The organism is Tenacibaculum tangerinum (assembly GCF_029853675.1).
In the GTDB taxonomy this organism is placed as follows: domain Bacteria; phylum Bacteroidota; class Bacteroidia; order Flavobacteriales; family Flavobacteriaceae; genus Polaribacter; species Polaribacter tangerinum_A.
In genome coordinates this window covers 2254429-2269024 of sequence record NZ_CP122539.1, presented here as the reverse complement: position 1 = coordinate 2269024, position 14596 = coordinate 2254429, and the positions used below count along the sequence as shown (strand labels likewise).

The 14596-nt window shown below is 34.6% G+C and carries 14 protein-coding genes; 5 read left to right on the top strand and 9 right to left on the bottom strand.

Annotation, left to right across the window (positions count from 1 at the left end):
- Positions 1-79: 79 nt before the first annotated feature.
- The 4 genes from arsM to P8625_RS09990 all read right to left on the bottom strand — a co-directional run bounded on the left by arsM (position 80) and on the right by P8625_RS09990 (position 3314).
- Positions 80-1048 (bottom strand): arsenosugar biosynthesis arsenite methyltransferase ArsM, encoded by a 969-nt coding sequence (gene arsM / locus P8625_RS10005; protein WP_279650319.1) that lies wholly within the window; start codon positions 1046-1048, stop codon positions 80-82.
- Between the two features lie 194 nt (positions 1049-1242).
- Complete coding sequence (locus P8625_RS10000) at positions 1243-2061, bottom strand: purine-nucleoside phosphorylase (RefSeq protein WP_279650318.1); 819 nt, start codon at positions 2059-2061, stop codon at positions 1243-1245.
- Positions 2062-2188: 127 nt separating this feature from the next.
- Positions 2189-2809 carry a TIGR04282 family arsenosugar biosynthesis glycosyltransferase gene (locus P8625_RS09995; RefSeq protein ID WP_279650317.1) on the bottom strand — a complete coding sequence of 207 codons (621 nt, stop codon included), beginning with the start codon at positions 2807-2809 and terminating at the stop codon, positions 2189-2191.
- Positions 2802-3314 carry a rhodanese-like domain-containing protein gene (locus P8625_RS09990; RefSeq protein WP_279650316.1) on the bottom strand — a complete coding sequence of 171 codons (513 nt, stop codon included), beginning with the start codon at positions 3312-3314 and terminating at the stop codon, positions 2802-2804. Before P8625_RS09990 ends, P8625_RS09995 begins: the two co-directional genes overlap by 8 nt.
- A gap of 47 nt (positions 3315-3361) precedes the next feature.
- Here P8625_RS09990 and P8625_RS09985 point away from each other — a divergent pair, with 47 nt between their 5' ends.
- Entirely contained in the window at positions 3362-3511 is a 150-nt protein-coding gene (locus tag P8625_RS09985; protein ID WP_279650315.1) for a hypothetical protein, read from the top strand.
- 64 nt (positions 3512-3575) lie between these two features.
- On the opposite strand, the gene arsS is transcribed toward P8625_RS09985, so the two are convergent.
- The 3 genes from arsS to P8625_RS09970 form a co-directional block, all read right to left on the bottom strand.
- Positions 3576-4631, bottom strand: a complete 1056-nt coding sequence (gene arsS / locus P8625_RS09980) for an arsenosugar biosynthesis radical SAM (seleno)protein ArsS (RefSeq protein WP_279650314.1) — start codon at positions 4629-4631, stop codon at positions 3576-3578.
- A gap of 114 nt (positions 4632-4745) precedes the next feature.
- Positions 4746-5081 (bottom strand): arsenosugar biosynthesis-associated peroxidase-like protein, encoded by a 336-nt coding sequence (locus tag P8625_RS09975; protein WP_120185760.1) that lies wholly within the window; start codon positions 5079-5081, stop codon positions 4746-4748.
- Positions 5082-5151: 70 nt separating this feature from the next.
- Entirely contained in the window at positions 5152-5859 is a 708-nt protein-coding gene (locus P8625_RS09970) for a DUF547 domain-containing protein (RefSeq protein ID WP_279650313.1), read from the bottom strand.
- A 150-nt stretch (positions 5860-6009) separates the two neighbouring features.
- On the opposite strand from P8625_RS09970, the gene P8625_RS09965 reads away from it, so the two are divergent.
- Positions 6010-6465 (top strand): hypothetical protein, encoded by a 456-nt coding sequence (locus P8625_RS09965; protein ID WP_279650312.1) that lies wholly within the window; start codon positions 6010-6012, stop codon positions 6463-6465.
- Between the two features lie 655 nt (positions 6466-7120).
- Here P8625_RS09965 and P8625_RS09960 read toward each other — a convergent pair.
- Entirely contained in the window at positions 7121-9793 is a 2673-nt protein-coding gene (locus P8625_RS09960; protein WP_279650311.1) for an AsmA-like C-terminal region-containing protein, read from the bottom strand.
- A 121-nt stretch (positions 9794-9914) separates the two neighbouring features.
- Between P8625_RS09960 and queG the strand changes: the two genes are divergently transcribed.
- Positions 9915-10841 carry a tRNA epoxyqueuosine(34) reductase QueG gene (gene queG / locus P8625_RS09955; protein WP_279650310.1) on the top strand — a complete coding sequence of 309 codons (927 nt, stop codon included), beginning with the start codon at positions 9915-9917 and terminating at the stop codon, positions 10839-10841.
- 38 nt (positions 10842-10879) lie between these two features.
- Here queG and P8625_RS09950 read toward each other — a convergent pair whose 3' ends face one another.
- Positions 10880-11497 carry a PAS domain-containing protein gene (locus P8625_RS09950; RefSeq protein ID WP_279650309.1) on the bottom strand — a complete coding sequence of 206 codons (618 nt, stop codon included), beginning with the start codon at positions 11495-11497 and terminating at the stop codon, positions 10880-10882.
- A 139-nt stretch (positions 11498-11636) separates the two neighbouring features.
- On the opposite strand from P8625_RS09950, the gene P8625_RS09945 reads away from it, so the two are divergent.
- Both P8625_RS09945 and ruvA read left to right on the top strand, forming a co-directional pair.
- On the top strand, positions 11637-14003 hold the full coding sequence (locus P8625_RS09945) for an NADP-dependent malic enzyme (RefSeq protein WP_279650308.1): 2367 nt from the start codon (positions 11637-11639) through the stop codon (positions 14001-14003).
- The gene (ruvA, locus tag P8625_RS09940; RefSeq protein ID WP_279650307.1) at positions 14000-14581 is read left to right on the top strand and encodes a Holliday junction branch migration protein RuvA; all 582 of its coding nucleotides are present in this window, start codon (positions 14000-14002) and stop codon (positions 14579-14581) included. The genes P8625_RS09945 and ruvA overlap by 4 nt, the downstream gene beginning before the upstream one ends.
- Positions 14582-14596 lie beyond the last annotated feature (15 nt).

Sequence of the window (14596 nt, the reverse complement as noted above, 5' to 3'; positions counted from 1 at the left end):
CGTCAATCTTGTTTACCAAATATAGCACAAATTTTAAACCAAAGTCAATTTTTTCTAATGTTTTTTATGTTAGTCATTTTTAACAACACCCACCGCCATCATAATGGTAGGTAGATTCTGAGAAAAAGATATCGTCTCTTTCCAAGGCTTTTAGAGCTGCAGCTGTTTTGTCACAAATCGCTAAGGGTTGGTTTTTTAGTAAGGTGTGTCCTGCTCCATCATCAAAATAGTCTTCATCACCAAAGTAAATGGCAGCTTTTCCTGTAAATACACATGGGCCATCAGCAGGCATAGGATCTTTAATCGCTGCGACTTCAATCGATTCGATATAAATCAATTCCTCTGTAGGATAATTTTTAGGGTCTAAGATTCGGTATGGTTTACGAGCTCTGATTTCAATGGTTCCAAAACCAGCATCTGTGAGCATTTTAACATATTCTGCAATCGGCAAGCTTCCGCTTAAACATAAGGCACGCAAACGTTCGTCGTTACGTAAAGTTTCGTTCATCGCTTGTTCACATGTAGGGTCGCTCATTACCAAACGTCCGTGAGGTTTTAAAACACGGTACATTTCAGCAATGGCTTTTTTTAATTCTTCCGCTTTAAAAATATTGAACAAACAGTTTTGAGCAGCTACATCAATCGAATTATCCTCTACAGGTAAGTGTAAAGCATCTCCTTTGCGTAAATCGACAAATTCACGTTGAAACCAAGGATTTTGAGCTTCTGCTTCCACAAAATTCTTTCGAGAAGCTTCCAACATTTCATCTACCACATCAATGCCAATTACGCCATTTTTTTGACGAGAAAAATAGGCAAATTGTAGCAATTCCATGCCGCCGCCCACACCTACATACAAGATTTTAGGATTGTTGGTTAAATCACGCGCATGAACGGTAGAACCACATCCGTAGTTCATTTCTTGCATGATTTTCGGGATTTTTAAGCCTGGCAATTCCCAAATAGGATTGGTGGTGCAGCACAAACCAACATCAGGGGTTAAGGCTGCTTCTTTATATACGTTTTTGGTAGTTTCTAAGTAACTCATTTTTTTGGATTAAAGACCGCTAGGCTGCTAGATACAAGAATAAAGACCTGTATGGTTTGTCTCGATTCTTGAGTCTAAGAGTCTTGCTTATTTTTTGTTTTTGTCATTGCGAGGAATGAAATGACGTGGCAATCTTTAAGTTGTTTGTTTCCAACAAAAAGATTATTTCGGTCGTACCCTCCTTCGTAAGGACGTTATAATTCATTAATCAATTCTTTAAAAAGGGTAATCATTTTCGGTTCAGCTTTTCCAGCAACTTCAATGATTTCAGTAATATCTACGGGTTGTAAATTTTTAGGGTCGCACTCGTCGGTTAATACTGAAACGGCTGCACACGGAATGTCAAGCTGTTTGGCTACGATGACTTCAGGAACAGTACTCATTCCTACCGCATCTACTTCTAAAATTTGTAACATTCTGTACTCAGCTCTGGTTTCTAATTGCGGACCTACAACACTGGCATATACCCCCTCTTTCAGGTCTATGTCGTTCGCTTTTGCAATAGCTTTCAGTTGTGTGTTTAATTTTTTTGAATAGGGTTCCAACATATCAGCAAAAATAGTTCCGAAGGCATTGGCACCTTTAAAGGCTAGGGGAGAACTTCCTTGTAAATTCAAATGATCTTCAAGGAGCATTAAATCGCCTTTTTTATAAGAAAGGTTGATAGCACCTGCTGCATTAGAAACTAACAACGTTTGAATACCTAATGCATGCATGGTTCTAATACCGTAGGTTACTTCCCATAAGCTGTAGCCTTCGTACACATGAAAACGACCCGACATCACCACGACTTTTTTTCCTGATAAGGTTCCGTAAATGAGTTTTCCAGAGTGAAATTCTACCGTTGCTTGTGGAAAATGCGGAATATCGGCATACGGTACTTCTTGTTCAATGGTTATTTCATCAACTAATTTTCCTAATCCTGTTCCTAAAACAATTCCTATTGTTGGATTGATGATTCCTTTTTTTTGAAGAAACTCTTGTGTTTCTTGTAGTTGTTGTTTTTTTTGCATTTTATATTGTGTTTGTCATTGCGAGCCTTTCGACTGTCGCTCAAGACAGGCTAAAGCGAAGCAATCTTTAAGTAATGATTTCGAGATAGACAGATTACTTCGGTCATACACTCCCTCGTAATGACGGTTAGTTTAAAAATTGATTGAATATAGAATTGTTTTTGATATCGTCAAATACATCTACATCGTTTAAGATTTCTAACAAATGTACAGAAACGTTTTGTAAATCGTTCAACGTATCTTTTCGAACAGTTGAGGTTCCCCAATCTTTATGTCGAAAAATGTTCGCATGGAGTTTTTTCATACCCAATAAATAATAACCGCCATCTTCCGCAGGTCCTATAACTACCTCATGGGTATTCAATTTTTCAAAAGCTTCGTTGATATGTTCAGAAGTGATATCGGGTAAATCGCTACCGATGATGATTACTTTTTCATATCCGTTAGAAAACGCTTGCTGAAAGGCGTTGTGCATTCGTTCTCCCAAATCGGTTCCTTTTTGCAGGTGTTTTTGGTATGTTGAAATGTCCCAGATATCGTCTTCACGAATTTTTACAGAATAGTATACAGCTTTATCGCAAGCTAGGTTTTGCGTAACTTGTTTGGTGTGCTTTAGTAAATATTTATAGATGTTTAAAGCAGCTTCCTTTCCGATGGTTTTAGCCAAACGGGTTTTTACTTTTCCGAGTTCGGGGTTACGGGTAAATAGTAAGAGGAGATTTCTCGACTGCTCTTTTTGATTATTCATATATTTTTTCTCCTTTATGTAGCCATTTGCTCCATTCTTTATTGAACGTATGGATTTTTTCGGTAGACTTATTTTCTAGATTAACCACAGTTTTTCCTTGGTTTTTCCATTCAAAAATACCACCATACAAATTGAAAATATTGGTATATCCTGCTTTTTGGAGTTGTTCAGCAATATCTTCTGAACGAATTCCTAAGGAACAATACACGACTATTTTAGTGTTTTTGTCTTTCGGAAGTTTTTGCAGTGTGTTTTCTAAGTTGAAAAAATCATACCCTACACAAACGGCATTTTTAAGATGACTGATTTCAAATTCTTTGGGTTCACGAGCATCTAAAAGAACTATACTGTTACCCTTGTCGGAGTCGAAAGTTTTTTCTTTTTGTAACTCACTCACAGTGATATACGGAACACTTTCGGTGTTGTGTTTTTTTAACAACTGTGGTAAGTTACTTTGAGAAAAACAGTTTACGCTGATTAAAAAAAATAGTAGTATTTTGTTCATGGTATTAAAAATCTCATTACTTTTGAGACTAATATTAAAAATTTATTATGAAAAAAATTATCACACTTTTAGCTTTATTGTTTGTCGGCTTTGTTTTTAACTCATGTACTGAAGAGGAACCTTGTCAAGGAGAGGTTGTTACCTATACCTTACCAGATGGAACTATCAGAGAAATTGAGCAACCATGCTTTGAATAAAATAATATTCGTTTTTAAAAAATAAAAGTTCTCAAATGGAGAGCTTTTTTTAATTAACATATGTTTATAGTACGGTTCCTTGACAACTGCTTCCTGCACCTGCGGTGCAACCGTAACAATGTTGATTGATAATGATGTTTCGGTTTTGCAATAATGCTTCGTTGTATTCAGAAATATGTTTCGCTTTACTAGCTACTTTTAAATTTAACATTTGATTGAAATCACAATCATATAAATACCCATCCCAACTTACCGATAGCGTGTTGGTACACATTACATTTTCAACTGCCATCGGATTATAGGCTTCTACCAAGGCATACATATAATCCTCATAATTTTCAGAAGCAATTAAGTAATCTAAAAATCGACTGATGGGTAAATTGGTAATCGCAAATAAACTGTTAAACGAGATTCCGAAATCTTCGTATAAGGCTTTTTTAAAATCGCTTTCTAATGCTGCCTGGTCACCTGGTAAAAAGGCTCCTGACGGATTATAGACTAAATCTAATTGCAAACCAGTTCCTTCAATTCCGTAACCCACAGCATTGAGCATTTTTAGCGCTTCGATAGATTTATCGAAAACGCCATCACCACGTTGTTTGTCGGTTTTTCCACGTGTCCAATGCGGCATGGAAGAAACTACATGAATGTTGTGTTTTTTAAAGAATTCAGGTAAGTCATGATATTTCTTGTTAGCCACAATAATGGTAAGGTTAGAGCGAACAATAAAATCTTTAATTCCTGCTTTGGATGCTTCTTCTACAAACCAACGAAAATTCGGATTCATTTCCGGAGCTCCCCCCGTTAAATCTAAGGTATGTGCTCCTGTTTTACGAATTACTTCTAAACATTGTTCCATGGTTTCTTTGGTCATGATTTCCTTTCGGTCAGGACCAGCATCTACATGGCAATGGGCACATACTTGGTTACACATATAACCCACGTTGATTTGTAAAATTTCAAGTTTTTTCGGCTGTAACGGAAACTGATGCGTTTCTTTCAGTTTTTGTGTAAACGTCGGTAATTCACCTTCCGCAAAAATTCCGTTAGCTAAAATTTCCAGCTGACGCTGCGTATTGGCTAAATCATTATTTCTAGATTGTAAAGATTTTTTCATCATCTCGTTAAGCTGAACTTGTGTCAGCTTCTCATCATTATTATTAATTAATATCCTTCGACTTCGCTCAGGATAAGCGACCTCTAAAATTTTGCCAGAAGCAAAATAAGAGTCTGCTTACATTTCTAGTTTATTTACCTTATTCATCATTTGAACTCCGTGTACCAAGGTTGCACCGCTTTTAATAGCGGCTCCTACATGAATGGCTTCCATCATTTCTTCTTTGGTAATGCCACGTTGCAATCCGTCTTTTGTGTAGGCATCAATACAATACGGACATTGTTCGGTGTGCGCTACAGCTAGGGCAATCAGACTTTTTTCACGGGCAGTTAAGGCGCCTTCTTCAAATACTTTTCCGTAGTATTCAAAGAATTTGTTTCCCAATTCTTCGCTCCATTCTGTAATCTTGCCAAATTTACGCAAGTCGGCAGGGTCGTAATATGTTTTTGACATGGGTCTTTTTACTTGTTGAATTCATACGTAAAGGTACAAATTGTTTGTACAACTCTCTTGGGTAGTCGTACTACTTTCCGTTTAGATTCCAATTATACGTTAAGTAACTAATTTTTGCTTTTTTGTTGATTTCTGTAGTTGAATATTGATTCAGAAAATCAAATAATGAACCTTTTTTAGTAAAATCTCCAGTAAACCACTCGAATATTTTAGATAATTGTAATTTTTTTTCTGAAATTTTGTTCCTAGCAGCATCATTAATGAATTCCTTCATTAATTCGGTTGTTTTCGCCTCATAATTCGCTGCTGTAAAGGCATAGTTTGCCAATTTCGGACATGATTTTGAGGCGCAATTTACAGCCACGTGAATTTTAGGGTCGTCAAATTGTTTGCGTAAAATATCGTGTTCTATCTGGTTTAGAGTATAGGTTTTACCACCCACCTTAGCAAAAGGAATGCTCCAGGCATCTTTACCTTTCTTTTTAATACCCATAATGCTTTTTAGAGGATAATGATCTAAAATCAGTTGAATGGTATACGCATTATAGGCGTTTACCCAAAAAGCCTTGGTTTTTGCTGCTGACCAAGAGTGTTGCGGTTTGGTAGTTGCCAAATACGCTAAATAAGTCTGAAGTTGCGCTTCGTCTGTCTTAAAACCTTGATAGTTTACATTTCCTTTGGTGTCTACATGTTTTTGTAATAAGGAGTTAAAAGTGGTTGTTTGACTATAGGAATTGATAAAAAAAGTAATACTTACCAGTAAAAATAGTGTTCGCATGATTTCGTTTTTGAAGTTTAGACGTAGGTCTAAAAGTTACATTACAAAGAATGTTCCAAAAAAAGATTATTAATTTGTAATATAATCATAATATAGCCTAGTTAGAAAAGATGAAACTTTGGTATTTAATTTTTTATAGTTTTTATCAGTTTGATAAGAGTTGTTTTGTTAGACAAGGTAAATCCAATTAACCTATTGTATTATATACCCATTCTAAAGAAGAAAAAAGAACAATATAAAAAAGAAGTTGACGAAGCGTTGTTTGATAAAGTAATAGGTGTAAGTATTTTCAGAGCAACGTATTTTATGTGTGGTTTAATATCAATAGTAGCACTAACAATTACAAACTTTATTGTAGCTCTAATAGGGGTTAAGGTTAATCATAGTACAGAGTTAATGATAGGTCTAGTGCTTACGGTGTCATTTTTTGATAACTTTGTTTTGTTGAAACAGGAAAATTACATAAAAGTATTTGATGAATTTGATTCTCTAAGTAGAAAGAAAAGGTATTTAGGGCATTTAATTAGTTTTTTCGTGGTAGTTGTTGCTTTTCTTCTTCTTTTTATTTCTTTTTTTTGGCATGCTAATAAATATTATATAGGCTAAAATATTGGTTGAAACAATTATAAATAAATGGGTTTTTATTAACTATTGTACTCAAAAAGTAGGAATGTGGGATAAGAACGATATGGTAGATGGTGTCTGTCATGTATTTAAAATAGAGATAGCAAACCTATTTGCGCCATTAGTTTTTATACCGTATTTTAGTTTTACTTCGAATATGAAAGGATTCTATGTGCTTTTAATTTTGTATATAGCTTTTATATGGTATTCTCCCTTCGTAAATAAAAAAATAAAAAGTAAGATAAAAGAAAAGGAGTTAAGAAAAAAATACATGTCTATTAGTAAGAAAAAAGAGTACTAAACTTTTTTTTAGGAATTTTAATAGGAGTTTTGTGTATTTTAACTCTAATATTTTCATTTAGCCTTTTAAATTATACTCACCAATTTTATGCATGGTTTTAAAATGCTTAATAAAAAGAATAGTTGGTAAAATCGCTTGAATAGCTTACTATTATTGGTCTAACTGAAAGTTTATTGAAACTGGTAAAACTGGTTTCAATAAACTTTTTTGTTAAATGAAAAAATCAAAAAAAAGCGATGTTGGACTTGTGCAAGTCTTAACACGATTAAGAGGGAAAAACAGTATAGTAAACAATGTTTTAAGTGTAAAAATTATAATATTCTAATTAATTACGATTTAATAGATAAACCACATCTTAAAATTAAAAACATAGTAAATGTTTTTACAGATGAGAGAATTATAAAAAATATACTGCCAGAGTTCTTTAATCAATGGTATCTTTTTGTTGTGTTTTTTCTTTTTTCCAAATAAATCACCGATCACATCGGTTACTTTTTTAGGCGTGTCATCTTCTTTATTAGCAGTGTTGGTACTGTCTTTCTTTTTGTTTCCTAACAAACCACCAATGGTGTTTTCTAGTAAATTGTCTTTTTGCTGCTCAATTATTTGCTGCGTTAATTTACTAACTGAAGAAGAAACATCGGTTGTTACTGACGGACTGCTCATGTTTCCTGTGATATTCGCAGTAATAGGTACGCTTATCTTCTCTTGATCTTGCTCGCTTAATTTAGAGAGCAGTGCTTCTGCTTGAGTTCCCAAATATTTTGCAGGTACATCTAATGTAACATTGTAGTTCATGGTTTTGTCGAAGCCATGACCACCACCAACCGTAATTCCGATATCTTTATATTGAAGATCAAAAGGCTTTACAACCACTTGCCCGTCTTTAAAAGACAGATAGGTTTTTACATCCGATAAATCTAACTTTGAAAGATCAATGAAAGACAATTTATCATTTAGTAATTTTAATACTTTTGTTTTTTCTGGATTTACACTTGTGGTAAGTAATTGAGCGAGGGCTTCACCAGAAACCGAAGCAAGATTGGGTGTAAAATCGTCATTTAAGTTCCCTGATAAATTAATATCAGAATTTAAGGTACCATTCATAGCGCCAGCGATGGGACTGAGCGATTTTAATAAATCTAGATTCGTAAAAGATTGAGCAATATCAAACGATTTAATACCCAATTTCATATCAAAAGAGGGTTGTTTTTGTTGAGTATTTACTTCTCCATTCAAGGCAATTTGTCCGTCGAAAATACTGGCATCAACACCTTGAAAAACAGCTTTTTCATCTTTTAAAAGTAAGGTACCTTTTACGTTTTGTAAAGTTAAATTGTCGTAATATACAGTCTTGGCATTTGCAGCGATAACACAATCTAAAAACGAAGGAATTTTTAAGGCCTCTTTTGGCATGTTTTCTTCTTTGCTTTTAGTAGCTTCAGGTTTTTCTTGCATAAAATCGCTTACGTAAAAAGTAGTTGAAAGCACGTTAAAATTTCCTTGTAATTTTTTGTCAGAAAGTAAGAAACCTAACAAATTTTTAAGTGTTCCTGTAGCCTGTAAATCAGTTTTTCCAGAAGTAGCGTCGAAATTAGTTAAGCGAACGGTACCTGGTGAAAAGTTGACCATCGTATTTTTAATATGAAATGGGTTTACCACATCATCTGAAGAAAAAATAAAGTCGCTTACTTCCATTTTTCCGTTATTTTTAATACGACTTAACGTATTGTTTTCAATAGCTTTCATGTCGAATTCTGTATGCAAATCAGCTTTCAAAATTCCACTCAACTCATTTTCTAAATCAACAGGGTACGCTTTGTTGATGTTAGCTAGGTTTAACACCCCTTTTAAGTTGGCATTTATTGCTGGATTGGTAGTTAGATTGTAAATATTTCCGTTTCCAGAAAAAGTATCTTCATCAATGGTAAAAGAAAGTCCGTTAACACTAATAAAAGTATTTTCGGTCTTGCCCGTGGTGTTTTTTAATTCTGCATCAATATGAATGTTTTGAACACTTTTAGGTAAGTTAGGATACTTAAAAGAAGCGTTGTTTGACTTCATAGAAATGGCCAACTTCGGAATATGGTTGTCGTCCATAATTCCAAATATTTTTCCATCAACGCTAAAGTTTCCTGTGGTATTCACATTCGCAATACTTTTCGTATAGGTTTCAGGAATGAGTTTTAAAAAGTTTTTAAAATCAGAAGAAGGTGTTTTAAAGTTGATGTCAACCTCTTTATTATTTTCATTTATTTGCACAAAACCATCAAAAACCAGTGGAAGATTGTTTAACGTAGCTTCGTTTTTTAGAAAAGAAAACTTGCTGTTTGTAAAATCGATGCCTACGATAGCATCCAATGCTATTTTTTGATTTTCAGCGTATAAATTATCATCCATGCCGAAAGAGAAAAATGTAGAAGTTTGGGTATCTAACTCGGTATTTGACTGTGAAAAATCACCACTTCCAGTATGATTTAATTTCGTTAATTCGAGGTGTAATTTTCCTTGTTTATCGTTGTATTTTATTATTGAATTGTTAATTGCATACGAATTAATAGATACTCCAAAAGTTGAAGGTTCGTCATTCGTTATTTCTTTTTCTGAAGCCTTGGCAACGTTGTAATTGGCATTTCCTTTTTCATCAATTAACACGTTTAGCAGCGCTTCATCAATAGCAAAAGATTGAATTTTTAATTGCTTTGAGGTGTTTTTTAAAAGTTCGGTAGCCTTCAAAGCAAGGTTCACTTCTTTAGCATACATTAAGGTATCACCTTCAAAGGGTGCTTTGTTAATTACGGTAACGTTAGAAAGTTGTACAGAAATATTCGGAAAATTTCTAAGAAGGCTCAGGTTAGAATCACTAAAATCAACCTCTGCATTTATGTTGTTGTTAATGGTGTTTTTTACCAAATTCATCACCTTGTCTTCAAATAATAAGGGAATACTCACTAAAAGGATGAAGAAAAAAACAACAATGCCCAATAGTATTTTATATATCTTTTTCATGGTGAAAGAAGTTTGTTATCACAATCGTTAAACTACAAATTTCAACAATTATTTGTAAATATAAAGTGAATAAAATTATAATTTTTCTTTTGGTAATTTTGTACTGATAAAATTAAGTATTTTGAATCGACAGCAACACTATTCAAATAGTATTAAAAAGCAAGCAGCACGTTTGGGTTTTTTGGATTGTGGTATTGCTAAAGCTGAATTTTTAGAAGCAGAAGCCCCTCGTTTAGAACAATGGTTGCAAAACGACTATCATGGTAAGATGCAGTATATGGAAAATCATTTTGATAAACGTTTAGATCCTAGATTACTGGTAGAGGGAGCAAAATCGGTTATCTCATTGTCGTATAATTATTTTCCATCAGAAGTTCAACAAGAAGGAACTTATAAAATTTCAAAATATGCCTACGGTCAAGATTATCATCATGTTATTAAAGATAAATTGCGTGAATTATTACAATTCATTAATGATGAAATAGGAGAGGTTTCAGGACGTTGCTTTGTAGATTCTGCTCCTGTTTTAGAGCGCGCTTGGGCAGAAAAATCAGGTTTGGGGTGGAACGGAAAACACTCGCTATTAATTCAAAAGCAACAGGGATCGTTTTTCTTTTTAGCAGAATTAGTTATCGACTTAGAATTGGCTTACGACGAGCCTTTTAAAACAAATCATTGTGGCAGTTGTACACGTTGCATTGATGCGTGTCCAACACAAGCTATTTTACCCAATAACACGGTTGATGGAAGTAAGTGCATTTCGTACTTAACGATTGAGTTAAAAGACGCTATTCCCACAACATTTAAAGAGAAAATGGAAGACTGGATGTTTGGCTGCGATGTGTGCCAAGATGTTTGTCCGTGGAACCGCTTTTCTAAACCTCATAACGAACCGTTATTTGCTCCGCAGCAGGAGTTATTAGAAATGACAAAACACGATTGGCAAGAGCTAACTCAAGAAACCTTCAGTAGAGTGTTTAAAAAATCGGCAGTAAAACGTACTAAATTTTCGGGCTTGGTTAGAAATATTAATTTTATAAAATCATAAAACCACCTTCTCGAAGGTGGTTTTATGGTCTTTATGGTTTATTTTGGATTTGTTTCTCCGAAGAAAAACCAATTGAGTCCTTTTTTAAAAGAACTAGTTTCTTTTTTAATTCTCTCGGCTTCTTCTTTAGAAAGCTCTTCATCAAATAAGTCAACCACAAATTCATTGTACGTTTTACCCACTTCTTCTTTTAAATAAGCTTCAAAGTACATTTCACTTGCTTTCTCTCCTTTTAGTTTTTCAATGTCTAAAAGTGTTTTGTATATAGGAGTTATTTTTTTAACAACCCCGTCTGGAACCGCTTTTCTTCTTGCGGTATATCCAATAACAGTACCCTCTTCATCTTTGTCTATGGTAAAATCGGTAATAACCCAATAATATTTTCCAGTTTTAGTAAGGTTCTTAACAATGGCATGAAAGTTTTCTTCTCTTTTAAGCGCATCCCACAGCACTTTAAAAGCTACTTTAGGCATGTCTGGATGACGAATAATACTGTGAGGTTCTCCAATTAACTCAATCGTACTATACTCGCAAGTATTTGAAAAAACATCATTGGCATATAAAATGGTTCCATAAACATCTGTTTTACTTACAATGGTTTTTGTTTTATCCCATTGTACCTCTTCATCAATAATTTCTCTCTGGAAGGCATTCATAATATTTGCTTTTTGGTTTAACATTCGGGCAAAGATTACAAGAAATTTAGAGACAAAATATGACTTTTATCAGGTTGTAAATTCTTTCACGTCAGAACAAAATGTATATTTGTAGGTTCAAACAAACAAGAACGAACCTATGAGAGATTCTAGAAAAAGGCATGAAGCACTAGTGTATCATGCCAAACCGAAGCCAGGAAAAATAGCAGTAGTACCTACCAAAAAATATGCAACGCAGCACGATTTGTCGTTAGCATATTCACCAGGTGTTGCAGAGCCTTGTTTAGAGATAGCGAAAGACAAAAATAACGTTTATAAATACACTTCGAAAGGTAATTTAGTAGCAGTAATATCGAATGGAACAGCTGTTTTAGGTTTAGGTGATATTGGTCCGGAAGCATCTAAACCAGTGATGGAAGGAAAAGGATTGCTGTTTAAAATATTTGCCGATATTGATGTTTTCGATATCGAGGTAGATGCAACAGATGTAGATAAGTTTGTGGAAACTGTAAAGGCAATTGCGCCAACTTTTGGCGGAATAAATTTAGAAGACATAAAAGCACCAGAAGCTTTTGAAATAGAAAGAAGATTAAAAGAGGAATTGGATATTCCTGTAATGCACGACGACCAGCACGGTACCGCAATTATATCGGCAGCAGCTCTAAAAAATGCACTAGAAATTAGCAACAAAAATATTGGAAAGGTTAAAATCGTAGTGAACGGAGCAGGGGCAGCAGCTATTTCATGTACACGTTTGTACTTGGCATTAGGGGCAAAGCGCGAAAACGTAATTATGTGTGATAGTAAAGGGGTAATTCGAAAAGATAGAGAGAGCCTATCATCACAAAAAGCCGAATTTGCGACGAGTCAAGACGTACATACATTAGAAGAAGCCATGTTAAACGCAGATGTGTTTATTGGACTATCAAAAGGAAATGTAGTGAGTCCTGAAATGTTGTTATCTATGGCAAAAAAACCAATCGTTTTTGCCATGGCAAACCCAGAGCCAGAAATAAGTTACGATTTAGCCATTGCTACTAGAGACGATATTATTATGGCAACAGGAAGATCAGATAATCCTAATCAAGTGAACAATGTTTTAGGATTTCCGTTTATTTTTCGAGGAGCATTAGATGTACGTGCTAAGAAAATTAACGAAGAAATGAAGTTAGCCGCTGTACAAGCATTAGCAGACTTAGCAAAGCGTTCGGTTCCAGAGCAAGTAAACATTGTATATGATGAAGTAAGTCTTTCTTTCGGAAAAGAATATATTATTCCTAAGCCATTCGATCCACGATTAATTTATGAAATTCCACCAGCAATAGCAAAGGCTGCGATGGATTCTGGAGTGGCGCAAGAACCTATTGAAGATTGGGAAAAATACCGTGAAGAGTTAATGGATCGTTCGGGAACTGGAAGCAAAGAAATTCGATTATTGCACAATAGAGCCAAGAAGAATCCAAAGACAATTGTGTTTGCAGAAGCAGATCATTTAGATGTTTTAAAGGCAGCACAGCGAGTACATGAAGAAAAAATAGGAAAACCAATTTTATTAGGAAGACGAAAGGTTATTTTAGAGTTGAAAGAAGAACTAGGTTTCGATGCCGATGTACCAATTATTGACCCTAAAACAGATGAAGAAGAGGAAAGAAGAAATCGATATGCAGTCATATTTTGGAAGTCTCGTCAACGTAATGGAGTTACTTTTTTAGAAGCCCAAAAATGGATGCGTGAGCGCAACTATTTTGCGGCTATGATGGTAAATTCTGGCGAGGCAGATGCGTTGATTACAGGGTATTCAAGACCCTATGCTTCGGTAGTAAAGCCGATGTTAGAATTGATTGAAAAAGACCATGGAGTAACGAGAGTAGCAGCGACCAATATAATGCTAACCAAACAAGGACCTATGTTTTTGGCAGATACGACCATCAATATCAATCCAACAGCAAAAGACTTAGCCAAAATTACACAGTTAACATCAGTATTAGCCAAAATGTTTGGAATGAAGCCAAACGTTGCTATGCTAGGGTTTTCAAATTTTGGTTCTTCAAAATCAGAGAGCTCAACAAAGATTAGAGAAGCCGTTTCTTACATTCACCGTCATTATCCTAATGTTGTAGTAGATGGAGAATTGCAAGCAGACTTTGCTTTGAATCCTGAATTACTAGCAAAAGAGTTTCCTTTTTCTAAACTCAACGGAAAAAGAGCAAACGTGTTAATTTTTCCTAATCTAGAGTCGGCAAATATTACCTATAAACTTATGAAAGCAGTTGATGAGGTAGAAACAATTGGCCCGATTTTATTAGGAATGAGTAAGCCCGTACATATTTTACAATTAGGGGCAAGTGTTGATGAAATGGTAAATATGGCAGCCGTTGCCGTTGTAGATGCTCAAAACAAAGAAATGAAAGCTAAAAAAGAAGTAAAGTTTCGCAATGAGGATAGAGCAATTTTTTTAGATGATAATTTTGTCTATTTTAGGCAATTAGAAAAGAAACTCGAATGATTACACAAATAAGGGGAAAACTTGTAGAGAAAAATCCTACCTACGCTGTTGTAGATTGTAACGGGGTAGGATACTTACTGCATATTTCTTTAAATACATATTCATTATTGCCTGATGATGAAAATGTATTGTTATACACGCATTTATCTATTAGAGAAGATGCGCATACACTTTACGGATTTTCAACGAAACTAGAGAGAGAAGTTTTTAAATTGTTAACTTCAGTTTCTGGAGTAGGACCCAGCACAGCAAGAACCATGTTATCTTCTATGACATCTCAAGAAGTTTCACAAGCAATTGCCACTGAAAACGTGAGGCTAATTCAATCAGTTAAAGGAATTGGAGCTAAAACTGCACAACGAGTTATTGTAGACCTAAAAGACAAAGTGCTAAAAGCGTTTGATATTGATGAAGTTTCTGTAGCACAGAACAATACAAATAAAGAAGAAGCGTTATCTGCTTTAGAGGTACTAGGTTTTGCACGGAAGCAAGCTGATAAAGTCATTAATAATTTATTAAAAGAAACACCTGATGCAAGTGTTGAAGTACTTATAAAACAGGCGTTAAAAAACTTATAAAAAGGTTGGAGAGAT

What these genes read in the sequence shown, in the direction of transcription:
- arsM (WP_279650319.1), bottom strand. Translation starts at nt 1,048, where the DNA reads ATGAGTTACTTAGAAACTACCAAAAACGTATATAAAGAAGCAGCCTTA.
- P8625_RS10000 (WP_279650318.1), bottom strand. Translation starts at nt 2,061, where the DNA reads ATGCAAAAAAAACAACAACTACAAGAAACACAAGAGTTTCTTCAAAAA.
- P8625_RS09995 (WP_279650317.1), bottom strand. Translation starts at nt 2,809, where the DNA reads ATGAATAATCAAAAAGAGCAGTCGAGAAATCTCCTCTTACTATTTACC.
- P8625_RS09990 (WP_279650316.1), bottom strand. Translation starts at nt 3,314, where the DNA reads ATGAACAAAATACTACTATTTTTTTTAATCAGCGTAAACTGTTTTTCT.
- P8625_RS09985 (WP_279650315.1), top strand. Translation starts at nt 3,362, where the DNA reads ATGAAAAAAATTATCACACTTTTAGCTTTATTGTTTGTCGGCTTTGTT.
- arsS (WP_279650314.1), bottom strand. Translation starts at nt 4,631, where the DNA reads ATGATGAAAAAATCTTTACAATCTAGAAATAATGATTTAGCCAATACG.
- P8625_RS09975 (WP_120185760.1), bottom strand. Translation starts at nt 5,081, where the DNA reads ATGTCAAAAACATATTACGACCCTGCCGACTTGCGTAAATTTGGCAAG.
- P8625_RS09970 (WP_279650313.1), bottom strand. Translation starts at nt 5,859, where the DNA reads ATGCGAACACTATTTTTACTGGTAAGTATTACTTTTTTTATCAATTCC.
- P8625_RS09960 (WP_279650311.1), bottom strand. Translation starts at nt 9,793, where the DNA reads ATGAAAAAGATATATAAAATACTATTGGGCATTGTTGTTTTTTTCTTC.
- P8625_RS09950 (WP_279650309.1), bottom strand. Translation starts at nt 11,497, where the DNA reads ATGAATGCCTTCCAGAGAGAAATTATTGATGAAGAGGTACAATGGGAT.
- P8625_RS09945 (WP_279650308.1), top strand. Translation starts at nt 11,637, where the DNA reads ATGAGAGATTCTAGAAAAAGGCATGAAGCACTAGTGTATCATGCCAAA.
- ruvA (WP_279650307.1), top strand. Translation starts at nt 14,000, where the DNA reads ATGATTACACAAATAAGGGGAAAACTTGTAGAGAAAAATCCTACCTAC.